Here is an 18,196-nt window from a genome sequence, read left to right as displayed (position 1 = left end):
TGGAAGTACGAAGCAACCTATGCCTAAATCCATAACGCAAGCTTGATCCAGCCTCTGCCGTGATGAAAGTCATGCTAATATCTGAAAATTTGGTTAAAAATGAGAAATTTCTATGACTTTTTTTCATTTTTAGGGGTGGAGGGCTTGCATCTGGACGGGCACATGGATAACATAGAAGAAGATATGTAAATTTGCCCGAGAAGAAACCCACGAGGAGGTACGTTTCATGATCCTTGCAGCAGCATCGGATGCGAGCGCGACGTTTAAGACATTTGATATTTTCATGATCCTGTTTACGATTCTGATCTTTGTTGGTGTGGTTCGCTTGTTGATGGCCCGCCAAAAAAATAAATTCGCAATCGCTTTCGGTCTCGTCAGCTTATTTGTGTTCTTGTACTCTGACTATGCCATGATTACAGGATGGTTTAACAATTAGGTTGGCTTAGGTACCTAATTTAAAGCGGCTTCATATGACGAATGTAATGAAATACATACAAACAAGACGCCCGTCTGCTGTTGGCAGTATGGAGGTGTCTTTTTGTTTCTTCGGGGAAAAGTTACATGCTCCGCAGGAAAAACGTAAAAGAAATAGGTCTAGAAGCAATGGCTACAAATGGAAAAACATGATAAATTGAGGAGTACAAGTTGGGTTGAGGATGGAACCGGGGGAGGAACTAACGAATTGAAGAATTTACAATGGCAAAAACGATCGGCGGCTGCGCTGCTGGGGGCCATCATTCTGGCAGGAAGCGGCGAAACGCTTATGCATACAGACATTGCGGCTGCAGCAAGCGCTAAGCCCAAGAATACATATGAACAAAATGCGGTGCCACAGGTGATCAGCCGGATGTCGCCATCGGTTGTCGGCATTATCGGGAAGGCAGCACAAGGAAGCGGCGAAGTGGATGACAGATATAATCTGGCGCACGGTACGGGTGTGATCTGGAAGTCAGACGGCTGGATCGTGACGAACGCTCATGTGGTGGACGGGCTAACCGGAATCACGGTCGTAACCTCAGACGGTAAATCCTATAAAGCCAAGGGCGTATACAGCGATCCTATGAGTGATATTGCGTTGGTCAAAATTAACGCCAAGTCTCTGAAGCCGGCCAAATTTGCCGCATCCGCGCAAAATGCGCTGGTTGGAGAAACGGTGGTTGCCATCGGCACGCCAATCTCTTTCTCGTTACGAAACTCGGCATCCGTGGGTGTGGTAAGCGGCTTAAACCGGAGCGTAGACGGCTCTTATCGCCTGATTCAAACTGATACCGCCATTAACCCGGGCAACAGCGGAGGGCCGCTCGTCAATCTAAAAGGCGAGGTCATTGGCATCAACAGCAAGAAGTTTGCCGCCGTTGGCATTGAAAATATGGGCTTTTCCATCCCTGCGGAAACGGTCCATTATATTGTGGATCATTTATTGGAATACGGCGAGGTTCGAAGAGCCGGCCTCGGATTGGAGCTGGAAGAAAGCTGGTCCGCCATCGTGGGCCTGCCTTCGGACGACCCATTGACCGTTACGAAGGTGCTGTCCGAGCAAGCGCGGAAAGCTGGAATCCAAGAGGATGACGTGTTATACGCAATTAACGGAAAACGCATCTATTCAGTTGTTGATATCAACGAACGGTTAAAGCCCTTCATCCCAGGCCAGCAGGTTCAGCTGCTGATGCAGCGGGATGGAGATATTGTGAATGTAAAACTGACGCTCAGCCAGGATGGTAACGAAGCTGCTTCGTCAAGCGTTGGGGAGGCCGAGTAATGGTGAAGAGAGAAAGAGCGGAAGCAAGCCGCCGTTTGCGGCAGATGACAGCCGGAACCTTATCGGCTTTGATGCTATTTACGTCGTTGTCACTTCCCGTATGGGGAGATGAAGTTGTGCCGGAGAAGCGTATCCTGACCGTGCAAAGCGGCAGCAGCACAGCTTCGGTCAATGGCACCTCGTATACGATTGCCAAGCCGCAGCTGAAGCAGGGCGTATTGATGGTACCGCTGGGCGTGTTTAAAAAAGCTTTTGGCAGCGAGATCAAGCTGGAGGGCGAGAACCGGGTTCGACTGCTGCAAGGACCGCATACGGTTGTGCTCGTTATCGGCAACAAGACCGCATGGATTGACGGGAAAAAGGTACAGCTGCCGGTAGAACCGACGATGGTGTCCGGAACGCTGATGGTACCGCTGCGTCCGGTTGCGGCGGGGATTGGCGCCAAGGTAAGCTCCTCCCAAGGCAAGCTGTCCATCAGCCTCATGGTCACGGATAAGGAAGAGAAGCATGACGAGGGCGAGATCAACAATACGACCGGGAAGACCCGAATCGGAAATAGCTATTATGAATGGAGTATGAATTATCCTTCCTGGATGATCGTTGGGAGAGGAACCGACGACGAGAGCGGTGCTGCTTTCAATGATGCTACGGGCCGCTATTATCTTGAGGTTCATGCCTCCTCTCAGTTAGTAAAGCTGAGTCCTGACGATCTGTTAGAACGGCTCCTGAAAGAACTGAGCGATTCTGGAGATGTTGTGCTTCACCAAGAGACGGTCGCAAGCGGAGCTGTACCGTATGCCAGAGTCATTTCCCGCGATATCGACGGCGTCTTATGGGAAGGCAGGCAGTATTATGCCAATGACCGCGTCTATGAGCTGTATTTTGCCGATGCCGAAGCGGTTCACTATAAGGATATGGACAAACACGCGAGCTTGCTGGGTTCTTTCAGAACGACCTATCAGGCGGGAGACAAATCATTAAAAGACGTCTCTTCCATCGTAGATGGGCTCCGCGAAGCAGGAAATGAAGAATACGGCATATGGTTTGGCATTCCTGCAGGCTGGGAAATCAACAACAAGGATATGTTATACGGCAGCGAAGGGGAAGGCTATCTGTCCGTCTCGGTGACATCCGCTCCCACAGGGGGGGATGGCACGCTCGCAGCTTGGGGGCAGCGGCTTAAAGACTGGTTGTCGGAATCCTTCGTCCAAGATTCTTACGAATACCTCGGACTTACGCCAGTGGAGATATCGGGTGTCAGAGGGCAGATTCAAGAGGTTCGATACAACTTCGGAGATAAATGGGTGACGGAATATGAAGTGATGATCCAGAAGAACGGCTACCGTTATTATCTGGAGTATGCGGTACCGGATGGCCAGGAACGGACGGCTTCCAACTGGAAGAAGGTGCTGGAATCGATCGAGATCGATTATGATGTGGTACCGGAGAACTTCGGCCGCATTGGCGATGAAGGCTATCTGACCGATAAAACCAAGATGAGGAGCAAAAACTCCGAAGCGTACCGCTATCATATCGATATTCCAAAGTACTGGGAACCGCTGAATGATCAGTTCGAGCAGGGAATGGTGGAATATGGATTTGCCGGAGGTGGGTTTGAAATTCTTGCTCAGAAGGATACATCCGCAGAATTCATCATCAGCAACCTGAAGCGTTATTATAATGAAGCCAGCTCGGCTTCAGGGACGACGGTTAAATTGCTTGGCGTGGATAACATTACGTTTGCCGGTGTGCCTGCCGTGTCGTTCAAGGTGCATCAGGTGAAGAACGGCGTTGGTTTTACGACTCAGGAAATCGTGTTTGAAAACGGAGATATCGCCTACACGATTACGACGACGTTGAATGATGCCAATGCAACGGACATGCAGCAAGCCGCTTTAGAGCGTGCGCTGTCCTCGTTTGAGCTGGTGAAATAATCCGCAGAATGGAATTATGAGCTCAGATCACATGGATTAGAGTGAATTTTCGATAACACCGATAGCTGTCCTGCTGCACACATGGGGTGCGGATGGGCAGCTATTGTGGTTTAGATAGCGGAATGGTTCACCCTCGTTCGAAAAATATAGAACATACGTACGTTTATGCGATCTGATATGTTAAAATTAAATCTTGAGAGCAATGGATATGTAATTAAACCGGCTTGCAGAAGAGGGAATAAGCGGATGAAAAAAACGATAGGCATGTTCGCCCATGTGGATGCAGGCAAAACCACGTTGGCGGAGCAGTTGTTATATATGACCGATACGATTCAGGAGCGGGGCCGCGTGGATCATCAGAGCGCTTTTCTTGATCGACATGACATTGAAAAGGAACGGGGCATCACCGTATTTGCCGATCAGGCCACCATGCATTTTAACGGCTCCACTTATTATTTAATCGATACGCCGGGTCACGTCGACTTCTCGCCGGAGATGGAGCGGGCCATTCAGGTCATGGACGCAGCGGTTGTCGTCATTAGCGCCGTGGAAGGTGTCGAAGGGCATACGGAGACGGTGTGGCAGTTATTGCGTAAGCATGGCGTCCCTACGTTCTTGTTTATTAATAAAATCGACCGGGAAGGCGCGGATGTGGCGCGTGTGTTTGCAGAGATTCGGAGCGAGCTTTCCGCAGACGTCTGTATGATCACGGAAGAGGATGTACTGCACGAAGGCGTGATGCAGTCCTCGCTCATGGAGGCTATCGCGGAGCGGGACGAGAAGCTGCTGGAGCTCTATATGGAACAGGGGGTTGAGGTCTCGCGGTGGCTGGATACGATGACAGCGATGCTAAAGAGAGGACAGCTATTCCCCTGCTTCAGCGGATCAGCTCTGCAAAACGTGGGCGTGTCCCATTTCTTGCATCAGCTGGATCTGCTGACGGTTACGGACTATGACCCCAGCGTTGATTTTGCCGGAAGGGTATATAAGATTCGTCATGACGAACAGGGCGCAAGACTGACGTATATCAAAGCCATGGGTGGAACGCTGCGGGTGCGCGATGAGATGGCTTATTTCTCCGGAACGGAGAAGATCACGGAGAAGGTGACGCATATCCGTTTGATCAATGGGGGGCGCGTGACGAATGTCGATCAGGTGCAAGCGGGTGATCTGTTTATAGTGACGGGTATTTCTTCAGCTGCGGCAGGTGACGGGCTTGGGACTCTAAGTGGTGGCCGGACCGTTTATGAGCTTGTACCGACACTGAAGTCGAAGGTGCAATTCGAGTCCTCCATTCATCCCAAGGATATGCTGCGCGAATTCCGTCTGCTGGATGCGGAGGATCCTTCCCTGTCTGTCCAGTGGGATGAGCACGCTCAGGCGATTCATATCCATGTGATGGGTATCATTCAGCTTGAAGTGCTGGAACGAATCGTGTTCGAGCGGTTCGGTTATCGGATTACCTTCGGTGAACCGGAGATTTTATATAAAGAGACCATAACGGAGGCCGTTGTGGGCTGTGGCCACTTTGAACCGCTGAAGCATTATGCGGAGGTGCACCTTCGGCTGGAGCCTGGAGAGCGGAACAGCGGCATCGTGTTCGCCAATGCTTGTCATCCCGACGTGCTTCCGGTCAATTATCAGCATCTGGTCGCCCAGCATGTCGGTGAGAGGGATCATCACGGGCTGCTTACAGGCTCTCCCGTCACCGACATCAAGATTACTCTGCTGAAGGGACGGGCGCACAACAAGCATACGCACGGCGGGGATTTTAGGGAAGCCACCTACCGTGCATTACGCCAAGGGCTGGAGAAAACAGTCAATATACTGTTGGAGCCTTACTATCACTTCAAGGTGAAGGTCGATGCCGAGTATATCGGACGGCTGATGTCGGATTTGACCATGGCGAAGGCAAGCTTTGAGCCGCCGGAAACGGCCGGAAACAAGGTGACGGTCACGGGATCGGCTCCCGTATCGACCATGATGAATTACAGCATGGAGCTAGCCGCCTACACCAAGGGAAGAGGTACGATATCCCTGGTTTACGGCGGATATGGCCCGTGCCATAACGAGGCCGAGGTCATTGAACGTAAAGGATACGATAAAAATGCGGACCCGGAATACAGCTCCTCTTCGATATTCTGTGCGAAGGGCAGCGGTTACGCGGTGCCTTGGGATGAAGCGGATCGTCATATGCATGTGTGATGCTTTAGCATTTGGTCATCCTTGATGTCATCTCAAGTCTGAATAGGGCGACTTAGTATGTGGGCGTAGACCCGAAGCCGTGTGATCTACCCCTGTCCAGGGTGCTGCGAAGCGATAGGTGGTTAGGCAAGAGGTTTCGTGGTCTTACGTGTTCGTGGGAACGATATAAGGCACGCCGATGATTCGATTGGTATCCATAATGAGTTACGCACGCGAGATCTGAAATCATCCCGCGTGCGTAAAGTAAAAAGACTTTATGAAGAGAGGGAGCCTTTTTCTACAGGCTGCCGGCGCGATGGCCGCATCGTCCAATAAGTAATGGCGGTCGTAATCAGCATTAAGACGCCGGTCATTAAGAATACCGAGTGAATGTTAAAGATGCCGCTGATCATGCCGCCAGCGAGTGGTCCAGCCATCCCGCCGATTTGGTTGGCTGTCTGATTGAGGCTGAACGCACGCCCGCGGAATTCGCTTGGCGTATGTTTGACGACAAGGCCGTTGAGCGCCGGGAATACGGCACAGAAGAACGCGCCGTAAGCAAAGCGGATGGCCGAGAATGCCCAAATATTACTGAACAGGATCTGGGCGAGCGATCCGATTCCGCCGGCGAGCAGACCGATCAGCAGCACCTTTTGGAACCCAATTTTATCGGATAAGCGTCCCCAGCGGGCAGCAAACAGGATGCTGGCGATCCCGACGATGGAGAACACAAAGCCGGCAATCATCGAGGTATGCGATGAAGAGCCGCCGATCTGAGCGATATACAGCGGCAATACCGGCTCGATCGTCATGACGGAAAACTGCGTCAGCACCGTAAGCATGAGCACGGTCATCAGCGCCTTGTTATGTCCGGCGACCTTAAAGGTGTTTATGACGGAGACGCGCTCTTTGCTGGGCACGAATTTCTCTTCTTTGACCCAGAATATGACAAGCAGCGTGGCTGCGAAGCACAGCATCCCTGCCAATCCGAATGCCATTCGGTTGCTGAACAGGGAGGCCAGGGTGCCTCCGATCATCGGGCCCATAATGCCGCCGGTTGCGGTTGCCGTGGACATCATGGAGAGGGCGTAGCCAACTTTTTTCTCAGGGGTGTTGGTGCCTACAATGGCGATTGCGCCCGGAATAAAGCCGGAGAGAAGGCCTTGCAGCAGGCGGAGAACCAATACCTGATACTCATTCGTGACGAACGCCATCAGAATATAGATGACAAAGAGCACCAGCCCCGCGCGGATAATCATCGGTTTGCGTCCATATTTATCGCCGACGGCTCCCCAGAAGGGAGAGGACAAGGCGCCCGCAAAAAAAGCGGAACTGAACAGCAGTCCCGACCACATTTCCGTATGCTTGGTAACGCCGAGCTCAATCAGAAAAAGCGGGAGAAATGGTATGACCATCGAGAAGCTTGATGAAACGATAAATGAGCCGAACCATAGTATCCATAAATTCTTTTTCCAGCTTTCCATGTCTTCTTCATCTCCTGGTGTGCGATTTGTTGTAATCCTTCGAGCTTCGCCTCCTGTCTTTTTAAATGGGATAATGATGTATGTATTACATTTTTAGAGATAGCAAAAGTATAAGCTTCGAGACTTGAGTCCTTGTTCGCCGAGAAGGTGCAGGAGCTCCTGCGGGAGAATCCGTTGGTTTACCGTCCGATCTTGGAGAAGGCATTGCTGTTATCTCGAAAAAAAATTCCTCTACATGCGGTGTGTCATCTGTGAAAGTATGTCAATAGACGTTTTTCTTTAGAGATAAGAAAGTATACATTGTGACATCCCAGCAGCGGGAGGCCGGATTCGGATAAAGCAAAACGCCCCACTAATTTGGCAAACTGAAATTAACCAGACTGCCGCGCTAAAGCGAAAGGCGTGCAACTTCATCCTACACCACATGTTTTGGATTGGGAAGAGGCGGGGAACGGGGTTAGAGCGGTCGGCGGCTCTTTTGGAGATGGGTTGGAACCGCCCGGTTATCGCATAAATAAAGGGCTTTCAGGATTCCATAAGACGTGGATATAGCATCGTAAAAATTATTTTTTTAGGGAGATCTGATATGAGAGAAACGCTGAAGGATCTATATTCAAATACGTTGTTCCAGCAAGTGACCGACCGGTTGAAGGAGGCTTATCCGGCATTCGATAGAAACCGGTTCATGGAGCTGATTCATAATGAAGCCTGGGAGCAGGAGGAGTTCAAGCAGCGGATTCGGCATATAACGCTGGCCTTAACGGACACGCTGCCTGCTTCTTACCCGGAAGCCATTGGGATCCTGACACAGGTAGCCCCGCATTTTAGAGGCGTGGAATATGTCTTCTTTCCGGATTATGTAGAGGTTAATGGGATGGAGGATCTGGAGACATCGATGGAGGCTTTGGCGGTATTCACGCATTCTTCAACGGCGGAGTTTGCGGTTCGGCCTTTCATCATCCAGGATCAGGAACGGATGCTGGCTCAGATGATGACTTGGGCACAGTCCGATGACGAGCATCTGCGCCGATTGGCGAGCGAAGGCTGCAGACCGCGCCTGCCTTGGGCGCCGCAGTTGCCGGCCCTGATCAAGGATCCGCGTCCGGCGTTGCCGATCCTGGAGAAGTTGAAAGAAGATCCTTCCTTATACGTTAGAAAAAGCGTCGCCAATCACTTGAACGATATCTCTAAGGATCATCCGGAGCTCGTGCTTGAGATTGCCGCCAAATGGTATGGAAGGCATCCGTTAACGGATTGGATCGTACGGCATGCGCTGCGTTCGCTGCTGCGGAAGGGGGATATCCGGGCACTGGCTATTTTCGGATATGTAGAGCTGGAAGAGCTGGAAGGCCTTGAAGTGCGCGAGCTGCGCATTAAACGTTCCGTGATCGCGATGGGCGACGATCTCGAGTTTGCATTTCAAGTGGTCAACGAAACCGGCAATCCGATGGCGCTCCGCATCGATTACGAGATCGATTATATGAAGGCAAGCGGCAAGCTTGCGCCGAAACGCTATAAATGCTCGGACAAGATCTATGCGCCGGGAAGCTGGAAGGTGGAGAAGAAGCAGTCGTTTAAACCGATCTCCACGCGTCGTTTCTATTCCGGCGATCATCGTCTTCACATTGTTGTGAACGGCAAGCGTTTGGCGAGCATGGATTTTTTGCTGGAGGGCGCGGAATAAGAGTAGGGCGCGTAGTGCAGGACGATGTACTGGCAAGCCTTGGGGCAGGTCGTTCACTGGCAAACCTGTGATGAAGGAATCCTGGAATCAGTTGAAGGTACGGGACGATTCCGTTCTAAAGTTTTGTACATCGTGTGCATTGCTTCCTGTGCGCACGGTGCGTGGTTGTTGGTTGAGGCATTCTTGGATGGCTGTCATCCGCTGAGATGTTAAGGAGGCTCTGACTACAGGATTCGGAGATAGAAATGCAAATCCCTGGTAAAGGAAAGGGGAGGTAATCTCTTTAGACAAGTAAAAGAGATAAGAGCCTAGCTCCCATGGATGATCATGCGCGAACAGCGAACGCAGCAGATGATATGAGGCAAGCCTTCCGATGGGAGGGCTTGTTTTTGTTTTTACGAAACCGAGGGCCATGCGGATTATGGCAACACTATCAAATGTGTGGAAATCAAGTTAGCAGGTAGAAGAGAAGCCGGACTTTTGGTAAACTAGATAAGTTGAAAAGCTTTCAAAGCATTTACAAATCAATTGATATAGATGTCGGAGCCTGTTCTATGGACATAGAGTATGGCTTGCAGGTTTCAATGAAAGAATAGTAGTACACAGCACGCCGGCTTGAACCGGTCTGGGAGGATATAGATGGACACGAAAGCACTACGAAGAGAAGACGTGGAGCTGCTAGCGCCGGCAGGGGATTGGGATTGCATGCGGGCCGCGGTGGCGAACGGGGCGGACGCGATCTTTTTTGGGGTCGAGAAATTTAATGCGCGCGCACGGGCGAACAATTTCCGGATGGACGAGCTGTCCGAGATTATGGCCTTTTTGCACAGTTATGGGGTTAAGGGGTTCCTGACCTTCAATATTCTGGTGTTCGAGAACGAACTGGAGGATGCCAAGGAGCTGATCGATGCGTGCGTGGATGCAGGCGTCGACGCGGTGATCGTGCAGGATCTGGGTCTGGTGAAAATGATTCGCGAGATTTCCCCGGATTTCCCGATCCACGGCTCTACGCAGATGACGATTACGTCCCCGGAGGCCGTTGAATTCACGAAGCCGTTTAACATGGAACGCGTCGTGCTCGGGCGCGAGAACAATCTGAAGCAAATCCAGAAGATCGGGGAGCAGGCGAAGCTGCCGATGGAAGTATTCGTGCATGGTGCACTATGCGTATCCTACTCGGGCCAATGCCTGACTTCCGAAATGTGGGGCGGCCGGTCCGCCAACCGCGGAGAGTGCGCGCAGGCCTGTCGTCTGCCGTACGATCTGATCGTGGATGGCGAGCAGAAGCCGATGGGCGACGTCGCCTACCTGCTCTCGCCGAAAGATCTTGCAGCGATCGATTTAATGCCGGAGCTGATTGAAGCGGGTGTGACCTCGTTCAAGATTGAGGGCCGTTTGAAGAGCCCAGAATATGTAGCCAACGTCGTGAGCAAGTACCGGAAGGCGATTGACCGGTATTTTGACGGCGAAGATGCCAGACCAAGCAAGGAAGAGGTGCGCGAGCTGCAGCAGAGCTTCTCCCGCGGCTTCACGCATGGCTTCCTGGATGGAACGAACAATAAAAAGCTGGTCGAGGGTACGTTCCCGAAAAGCCGCGGTGTGTACCTCGGCCGGGTAGAGCAAATTCTGCGTGACGGCGTGGTCTGCAAGCTGGATGCGCCATTGAAACGCGGGGACGGTATCGTGTTTGATGCCGGCGACCCAACGAAAAAAGAAGAAGGCGGACGCGTCTACGACGTACGCCGCAAAGGCGTCAAGCTGGAGGGTGAAGCGCAGGAAGGCTGGATCGTTGACATTGTTCCCGGCCGAAGCGACGTGGACCTGCGAAAGCTGCATGTGGGCGACCGGATCTGGAAGACGAATGATCCGGCTCTGGATAAGCGCCTCCGTCAGACGTACGAGACGGAGAAGCCGTACCGGGTATTCCCGGTACATGTGCGCGTCAGCGGCCGTCCCGGACAGCCGCTGACGACTTGGTGGACCGATGTGCAGAAGGGCACGACGGTCCAGGTGGATTCGGGGCTGGAACTGGAAATCGCCCAGAAAAGGCCGCTCAGCCAGGAAATCCTGGAGGAGCAGCTTGGCCGCTTGGGCGGAACGGTGTTCCAGCTCGAGGCACTTGACGTCGACCTGTACGGCGACGTCATCGTGCCGATTCGCGAGCTCAACAGCATCCGCCGCCGTGCGGTGGAGCTGCTCGCTGGCGAGCGGCCGAAGCCGCCCGTGTACGTGAAACGGGCGGTGTCGGTGTATGGCGATGCGGCTGTGCCCGCAGCGCCCGTGGCCCGCGGTGAGGCGCAGCTCACCGCGCTGTGCCGCAGCCTCCCGCAGGTTGAGGCTGCGCTTGAGGCCGGCGTCGAGATGATCTACGCCGACTTCGAGTTCATCAAGCAGTTCCCGGCAGCGGTGGAAGCCGTGCGTGCAGCCAGCAAACAGATTGCGCTGGCAACGCCACGCATTCACATGCCGGGCGAGAACGGCTACCATAACAACATCCTGCGCCTCCAGCCGGACGCCGTCCTGGTGCGCAACACCGGTGCGCTGTATTTCTACCTGCGCCACCGGATGGAGAACCCGGGGGCGAAGCATCCCCGGCTGATCGGCGACTTCTCCCTGAACATTGCCAACCACAAGGCGGTTGACCTGTTCGTCGAAGCCGGATGCGACACCGTCACGCCTTCCTATGACCTGAACATCCAGCAGATGGTGGATCTTCTCGGGAAGGCCGACACGTCCAAGATGGAGATCGTCATCCATCAGCATCTGCCGATGTTCCATACGGAGCACTGCGTGTACTGTACCTTCCTCAGTGAAGGAACGGACTTCACGAACTGTGGTCGTCCGTGCGAAGAGAGCCGCGTGTCTCTGCAGGACCGGATCGGCATGTCCCACCCGGTTCGGGTGGACGAAGGCTGCCGTAACACCGTGTACAATGCCATCGAGCAATCCGGCGCCGAGTACTTGGCCAACTTCATGGAGCTGGGCGTATCCAGCTACCGCGTGGAGTTCCTCGAGGAAACGCCGGAACAAGTCCACGAGGTCATCGATCTCTACAACCGCGCCTTGCGCGGAGAGATCAGCGGCACCCAGGTGTGGAAGAAGCTGAAGGCGACCAACCAGCTCGGCGTCACGCGGGGGCAGTTGGTGAAGTAAGGAATGGATTGCATATACAACATGTCTGACCTTTGAAAGGGTTGGGCATGTTTTTTTGTTATTGGAGTAGGATGAGAGATGTTTTTAAAGTGCACTGTATTAGGGACTTCAGTCCCCTATACGCGTGACGAGATATATATGGAAATTGTTTATAATTGGAATCTATTGTTTTATTTAGTGATAGAATTGAAAGAACAGCCTGTTATTGATTAAGAGTAAAAAGGCGAGGGAATATGATGTCTAAAAAATATATGCTTTGGCTCAGGTTACTTACCTTATTGGCTGTAGTCCTTGGGGGGTGTAAAGACGTGAAGGGAAATGAACAAACAGCAATCATAGAGGAAGCACAGGCAGTGGCGATTACTCACTTTATAGAAGAGTACGGTTTAGAGGTCAGAATAACGAAACAAGAGATGCTCCCTACCTATGTGGCTTCCCAAGTAAATATGGAGGGACACGTGGTCGGAGAGGAAGAACAGCGATTTAACATCTCCGTTAATTATAAAGATTGGACCACCTTGAATACGATTCTGAGTCCGGAGTTGAATAATGCGCTTAATAAGGGGAATAGTTCCAAGGAAGAAAAATGAGACATATAAAATGAGGGCCATATAAATATAAAAGCAGGATCAATTTGAGAATGTCGACAATAGCGGCTAACAACTGCAATTAACTACTTCTTGCTTTAGTTAGGAACTCTGATTTTCAAAGGAGTTCCTGAATTCAAACGCGGGGGCAGTTGGTGAAGGAAGGAAGCACGCGTATTACTTATATACCGAGCAGTCCTAAGCTCATGATAAAAGGAGTGACGCCAAGTTAGGCATCACTCCTTTTTGCTTCGGAACGATTCGTTTCAGCGCGTTCATGGCGGTGCTTGGATCGATAATTGAACAGAAACCCGACGTTCGGCTCGACGATCCAACCGAAGCCGCGTTTGATCCAGGACGAGGATAACAGCCAGGTCAAGAGGACGCCGAACAGGATCAGCAGCAGCTTGCCTCCCCCGGAACGGAAGGCTTCAAACCAGTTTAGATGCTGCATCGTTTTGACGATGAACCCGTGAAGCAAAAAGACGTACATGGTATTAACCCCACGGTCGGTGAAGGGCATATCCGACTCCGGAATGAGGGAGAGGACGCACAGTCCCATGATGACGGTGAAGGCGTAGGTGATCATACGGTAGAAGCCTGCATACCACGAGTCCAAGCCAAACTCCAGGTAAGGCATCGCCCCGTAGAACCAGCTGGCATCCAGGGGTGGTGATAGTACATACAGCATGCCAAACCCGGCGGCGAGCAGGATGATCGATAGCAGCTGGAAGGACCGGGCCTTGATGGCATCCAGCCATTCCCTTTTGAAAACATATCCGATGAGAAAAAAAGGCAGGAAGTACAGCGTGCGCGAAATGCTCGCGTAATAGTCGACATCGATCGAGTACCCGAGCATGATGGACATCGCGAAACAGACGATGAGCGGGTATTTGAGCATCAGCAGGTACGGCAGAAGCATTTTCCACAGCATCATGCTGAACAGGAACCACAGGATCCAATTGGGGTAGAAGTACGTGAAATCGAGCCGATCCAAGCCTTGCATGTAATAGTCGAACAGGGTATAGAGCGTCTCGAATATGAAATACGGCACGACCAGTCCCGACAGCAGGCCGACGTATTGTTTGGGGGATTGAATGCACTTGGCGAAATAACCGGCCGCAAAAATAAACAGCGGCATATGAAACGAGTAAATGAACTGATAGATCGCTCCCATCGCTGCTTCACCGGTAAACGGCTCGATAAGATGCCCCACGACCACCAACAGGATCAGTATGAATTTGAGGTTATCGAAATAGGCGTCTCTCTCTTTCATCAGTAACCAGCTCCTTTGGCTTTTTGGTCCATCGAAGAAGTTTCGTACTAGTATATCGGAGGCGGTTGGTCATTTCTAATGGATAAACCTGGAATTACCCATGGAGTTATCGGTCCCGCCGCGTTGTCAATGCCTCATCAAGAACCAATAAAATAGAGTAAGGGAGTCACTTTTCGTCTCCTCGATATTGGACTTGAGATGGGAGAGAAACTTTAAGCATGTCACAAGCTGATGCGGTCAAAGACACGGAGAATCGGGTGGTGTATTATTCCAAGCAATCTATGTCCACGAAAAGCTTCGTGGTTGGAGGGGCCAAGATCAAATGGAAGAGCAGTTATCAAACCACACCTACCTAAGGATCGTGGATGGGGCTCGAGGCGGCAAAATCGTATCGCCCTTCAAGGGGGCGGCCAACGAAGTAAAAACCTTCGTGTCCCCGGCGGCAACATGAAGCATAAGAACCAAGCTACGACTGCTGCCTTGCCGAGCCATGGTTTTGATGACGGGGTGGTGATCGCCGTGCCCACCGATTACCAGGAGTCGTTCTCGGCCTTTACGCTGAAGCCGCCACCTTTGACAAAAATCGATTTTAGTGTCGAATGACCATTCGGAACATGCTACAATAGCATTATTCGGGAAAATACGGAAATGGAGACGATAGTTAGAAATGAACATTCGTAAAGCGATCATACCGGCAGCGGGACTCGGCACTCGCTTCCTACCGGCTACCAAAGCGATGCCGAAAGAGATGCTTCCCATAGTGGACAAGCCGACCATTCAGTACATCATCGAGGAAGCAGTAGCTTCCGGCATTGAGGATATTATCATCGTAACCGGGAAGGGTAAACGTGCGATCGAGGACCATTTCGACTCCTCTTTTGAGCTTGAGCATAATCTGGCGGAGAAGGGCAAGTGGGGGCTTCTCGAAGAGGTTAGGAAGCCATCGGACATGGCTGATATCCATTATATCCGGCAGAAGGAGCCCAAGGGGCTCGGACATGCGATCTGGTGTGCGCGCAAGTTCATCGGGGACGAACCGTTTGCAGTGTTGCTTGGTGACGACATTGTAGAGTCGGAGGTCCCTTGCCTGAAACAGATGATGAAGGTCTACGATACCTATCAGTCAGCCGTTGTAGGCGTGCAGCCTGTAGCTTGGAATGAAGTTGATCGGTACGGCATTGTGGACGGCCTAAGAAAATCGGAAAGAATCTATGTAACGTCCAGGCTCGTTGAAAAACCTTCTAGAGATGAAGCACCTTCCAATTTGGCCATTATGGGGCGTTATATTTTACCCTCGGTTATTTTTGATTTATTGGAGGATCAAGAAGCTGGCAAGAATGGCGAGATTCAGCTGACCGATGCTCTGTCTGTACTAGCCCGCCGGAGTCCGATATTAGCCTACAATTTTGAGGGCATACGCCATGATGTCGGTGAGAAGATGGGCTTTATTCAGACCAGTATTCACTATGCACTGCAGCGAGAGGAATTACGAGAGGATTTATTAGCTTATATGAGTAAAGTAATGGAGAAAGTGAGATAGTCATTTAGGCAAAAATATAGCGGGTGTGTTCCGGTAGATGTTGAGCTACCGAACGCACCCGCTATTTTATTTAGAATTGAAGATCTGACAGTTGCTTGACGTTTTGTTCCGCATTCGGATCAACTTGCTTTAACTTCTCAAGCAGCACTTCATCGTTCTGGTCTAGCTTATTTAGCGCGGCAAGGTACCATCTGACGATCTCTTGCGCAGATGGCTGAGACAGGTCATCCTGGATGCCTATCTTGAGCGCATTTGCCGCCTGTTCCGGTTGATTCATCATGAAGTGCATTTTGCCTGCATGCAAGATCATGTCTGGCGTGTTCTCAAAAGGATTACCTTGTAGTTGCCCTTCTGGTAATGTGGTTAGATGCTGAATGCCGGCTTGGACATCAGTGAACACCTCAGTTGCTTGCTTGAAGTATTTGTCTTTCGTGGCGGTGTCTCCAGCTCCTAGAGCTTTTGTTCCCAGATCGTATCCTTTATTGATAATTTGCTCATACCATGTAATATCCCATTTGAACTTATGAGCATTCTCAATGAGAACATCAAACGCTTGTTCGGGTTCCTGCTTCATTTCATAACCTTCAACTAAACGCTTAAGCATAGACTTATTATATGGTTCGTCTTTCAATGCGGTATTAAGCAGATCAACAGATGCATTATAGAAACCCTCATCTTGATTTTGCGTGTATATGGTTTGATAAAGTGATGCCAATAACAGTATAGAGTCAGGATGGCTAGGGCGTATGCTTAAGTCTTTGTCAAGAGGAGCTTTGATCTCTTCAAACGATGTGCTCACCTGAACGATTCGTCGCGCATCCGTGCCCGCCTCAGCGGCTTGAACATAGCGGATAGAAGTAACCAGTACAATAATAGCGCACAGACCGACAACGGCACTGTATATGCCTCTAGCGGTCGAATCTTGTAGACTCCATTTTTTAACCGGTTTACTATCCATGACAGCCGCCATTCCGCCAAGTCCCAGAAATACTAGAATTCCCATGAACACGTAACTCATGTTAAAGTCCAAAATACTATGAATCAAAATCGAAAGGACGATAATGAGATAAAGGAAGTGACTATTGCGTTCTTCTTCATTGCCTTTGATATAACCGCGAATATACTTATAGAAAATAAACAGGATAAACGACATGAAGACTACAAATCCGACAATGCCAACCTCGATCAAGTACTGTAAAAAGAAGTTATGTGCTTGACGGCTTGTATAAGGGTTGTTCTGATACTGCTCATATAGTGAAGCCCAAGCGCCGCCGCCGGCTCCGATGAGAGGGTAGTCTGCTAGCACCTTCAGGGCATCCTTATAGAATGTAAAGCGTTCCAGAACACTATGCTGATTAAAGTTGATGTTCTCGAGTCGGACGCTGATGTTTTGGGGTAGTACATTTTTCAATCCGGTACCGATGAATAGGAAGATCAACATACCTCCTATCACAACGGAACCGATCGGAATCCATAGGTTGGAGGTTTTTCTAGCCGACCAATTGCCTAAGGACTGTTCGAGTTTGGGAGCAATAAAACGTTGAATAACCCATCCAAGGAGTCCTACAATAGCGGACGTACCGAGCAAAATTCCCCAGCCCTTAAGGGCGCCACTGCCGCTGAAGGTTTCATTCAATTTCAACCCTAACTCTGTTACCGGCTTGGAAATGATCAACGAAGCCACACCTGCTATACCGCAATACAGGATCCACAATAATTGTTTAGCTGGCTTTAGGAATAGGAGCAGCAGAACAAACACAACAGGTAACATCACCAGTCCGCCCCGTGACAGCGTTAAGAGCAGGGATACAATGATGGGCACCAGCATGAAGCTATGAAAGGCTTGGCCATACCATTTTCGCGATGTAGTAACGAAAAAGACCGCTGCGAAAAGGAATGCCATTAGAAAAGCTGCATAAGTATTGGCGTACTGGAATACGGAAGTGAGACGCAGACCATTGGAGTCAGTCATGACGGCATGGGCATATGTCCCATATTGAACCGTGTTGGAAAACCACTTGGTTATCGCACCAGCAGTTGTGCCTTGTCCAAACCAATGAAGTAAGCCGAACCCGACGATTAAATAAGCAACCGTCATAGTTGTGGCTTGGATGATCCGATTCCCCATTTTGTCGCTTAACACGTATAATCCGATGATGAACATAATGGCATAGATACAATTAATGATGACCATATTCATGGCAAGAACATGGGAGGCGGCGCTAATGAGTGAGAGTATGTAAGTTACGGGAAGTAAAAGCACACTCACAGCTAGCCAATCTCTTTGATCTTTTAGTTGGATGCTTTTATAGGACTGAGCAATCCAGAGAATTATTAGTAGACATGCTAAGATAGCAGCCCAGAAAATCGGTTTCTCAAATTGTAACTTATTATCGTTAAATAGAGCCGTTTGGAATGGTGTCCAAGCTAGGAAAAGAACAATTCCTGATATTAACGCCCAAAACAAAGCCGATCTCGTCTCAGCTTTCCTCGACGCAGCGGCTTTTTTACCGTATACTGGATTCGACAACGTATTTAGCTCCTTTTCTTGTAGATACGACAATATTTTAGCATATGAGGATGCGAGGAGCTATA

General features: G+C 50.6%; 13 protein-coding genes. 10 read left to right on the top strand and 3 right to left on the bottom strand.

Translation table 11 applies throughout. The features are described 5' to 3' along the window. The first annotated feature begins 226 nt into the window (after positions 1 to 226). From PLA01S_RS26635 to PLA01S_RS26620, 4 genes are all read left to right on the top strand, one after another. Complete coding sequence (locus PLA01S_RS26635) at positions 227 to 436, top strand: hypothetical protein (RefSeq protein ID WP_071219760.1); 210 nt, start codon at positions 227 to 229, stop codon at positions 434 to 436. A gap of 246 nt (positions 437 to 682) precedes the next feature. Next, the gene (locus PLA01S_RS26630) at positions 683 to 1,759 is read left to right on the top strand and encodes a S1C family serine protease (RefSeq protein WP_127594781.1); all 1,077 of its coding nucleotides are present in this window, start codon (positions 683 to 685) and stop codon (positions 1,757 to 1,759) included. Then, positions 1,759 to 3,693 carry a copper amine oxidase N-terminal domain-containing protein gene (locus tag PLA01S_RS26625; protein ID WP_127594780.1) on the top strand — a complete coding sequence of 645 codons (1,935 nt, stop codon included), beginning with the start codon at positions 1,759 to 1,761 and terminating at the stop codon, positions 3,691 to 3,693. The genes PLA01S_RS26630 and PLA01S_RS26625 overlap by 1 nt, the downstream gene beginning before the upstream one ends. A 246-nt stretch (positions 3,694 to 3,939) precedes the next feature. Continuing rightward, positions 3,940 to 5,898 carry a GTP-binding protein gene (locus PLA01S_RS26620; RefSeq protein ID WP_127594779.1) on the top strand — a complete coding sequence of 653 codons (1,959 nt, stop codon included), beginning with the start codon at positions 3,940 to 3,942 and terminating at the stop codon, positions 5,896 to 5,898. Positions 5,899 to 6,152: 254 nt separating this feature from the next. Here the strand turns inward: PLA01S_RS26620 and PLA01S_RS26615 are convergent, their stop codons facing one another. Beyond that, positions 6,153 to 7,361 carry an MFS transporter gene (locus PLA01S_RS26615; protein WP_127594778.1) on the bottom strand — a complete coding sequence of 403 codons (1,209 nt, stop codon included), beginning with the start codon at positions 7,359 to 7,361 and terminating at the stop codon, positions 6,153 to 6,155. A 586-nt stretch (positions 7,362 to 7,947) separates the two neighbouring features. On the opposite strand from PLA01S_RS26615, the gene PLA01S_RS26610 reads away from it, so the two are divergent. The 3 genes from PLA01S_RS26610 (at position 7,948) to PLA01S_RS26600 (ending at position 12,788) form a co-directional block, all read left to right on the top strand. Beyond that, positions 7,948 to 9,045 carry a DNA alkylation repair protein gene (locus PLA01S_RS26610; protein ID WP_127594777.1) on the top strand — a complete coding sequence of 366 codons (1,098 nt, stop codon included), beginning with the start codon at positions 7,948 to 7,950 and terminating at the stop codon, positions 9,043 to 9,045. Positions 9,046 to 9,684: 639 nt separating this feature from the next. Then, on the top strand, positions 9,685 to 12,198 hold the full coding sequence (locus PLA01S_RS26605) for a U32 family peptidase (RefSeq protein WP_127594776.1): 2,514 nt from the start codon (positions 9,685 to 9,687) through the stop codon (positions 12,196 to 12,198). Positions 12,199 to 12,506: 308 nt separating this feature from the next. Further along, positions 12,507 to 12,788, top strand: a complete 282-nt coding sequence (locus tag PLA01S_RS26600; RefSeq protein ID WP_127594775.1) for a hypothetical protein — start codon at positions 12,507 to 12,509, stop codon at positions 12,786 to 12,788. A gap of 226 nt (positions 12,789 to 13,014) precedes the next feature. On the opposite strand, the gene PLA01S_RS26595 is transcribed toward PLA01S_RS26600, so the two are convergent. Then, on the bottom strand, positions 13,015 to 14,061 hold the full coding sequence (locus PLA01S_RS26595) for an acyltransferase family protein (RefSeq protein ID WP_127594774.1): 1,047 nt from the start codon (positions 14,059 to 14,061) through the stop codon (positions 13,015 to 13,017). 218 nt (positions 14,062 to 14,279) lie between these two features. On the opposite strand from PLA01S_RS26595, the gene PLA01S_RS32150 reads away from it, so the two are divergent. The 3 genes from PLA01S_RS32150 to galU all read left to right on the top strand — a co-directional run bounded on the left by PLA01S_RS32150 (position 14,280) and on the right by galU (position 15,601). Next, complete coding sequence (locus PLA01S_RS32150) at positions 14,280 to 14,417, top strand: hypothetical protein (protein ID WP_164817526.1); 138 nt, start codon at positions 14,280 to 14,282, stop codon at positions 14,415 to 14,417. A 91-nt stretch (positions 14,418 to 14,508) separates the two neighbouring features. Beyond that, positions 14,509 to 14,664, top strand: coding sequence for a hypothetical protein (locus tag PLA01S_RS32145; RefSeq protein WP_164817525.1), 156 nt, complete (start codon positions 14,509 to 14,511; stop codon positions 14,662 to 14,664). Positions 14,665 to 14,728: 64 nt separating this feature from the next. Beyond that, positions 14,729 to 15,601 carry a UTP--glucose-1-phosphate uridylyltransferase GalU gene (gene galU / locus PLA01S_RS26590; protein ID WP_127594773.1) on the top strand — a complete coding sequence of 291 codons (873 nt, stop codon included), beginning with the start codon at positions 14,729 to 14,731 and terminating at the stop codon, positions 15,599 to 15,601. Between the two features lie 70 nt (positions 15,602 to 15,671). Here galU and PLA01S_RS26585 read toward each other — a convergent pair whose 3' ends face one another. Next, positions 15,672 to 18,131 (bottom strand): O-antigen ligase family protein, encoded by a 2,460-nt coding sequence (locus PLA01S_RS26585; RefSeq protein ID WP_127594772.1) that lies wholly within the window; start codon positions 18,129 to 18,131, stop codon positions 15,672 to 15,674. Between the last annotated feature and the right edge of the window lie 65 nt (positions 18,132 to 18,196).

This window comes from Paenibacillus lautus NBRC 15380 (assembly GCF_004000945.1).
In the GTDB taxonomy this organism is placed as follows: domain Bacteria; phylum Bacillota; class Bacilli; order Paenibacillales; family Paenibacillaceae; genus Paenibacillus_AQ; species Paenibacillus_AQ lautus.
Note: the sequence above shows the minus strand (reverse complement) of the source record. Positions and strands in the feature narration are given on the sequence as shown.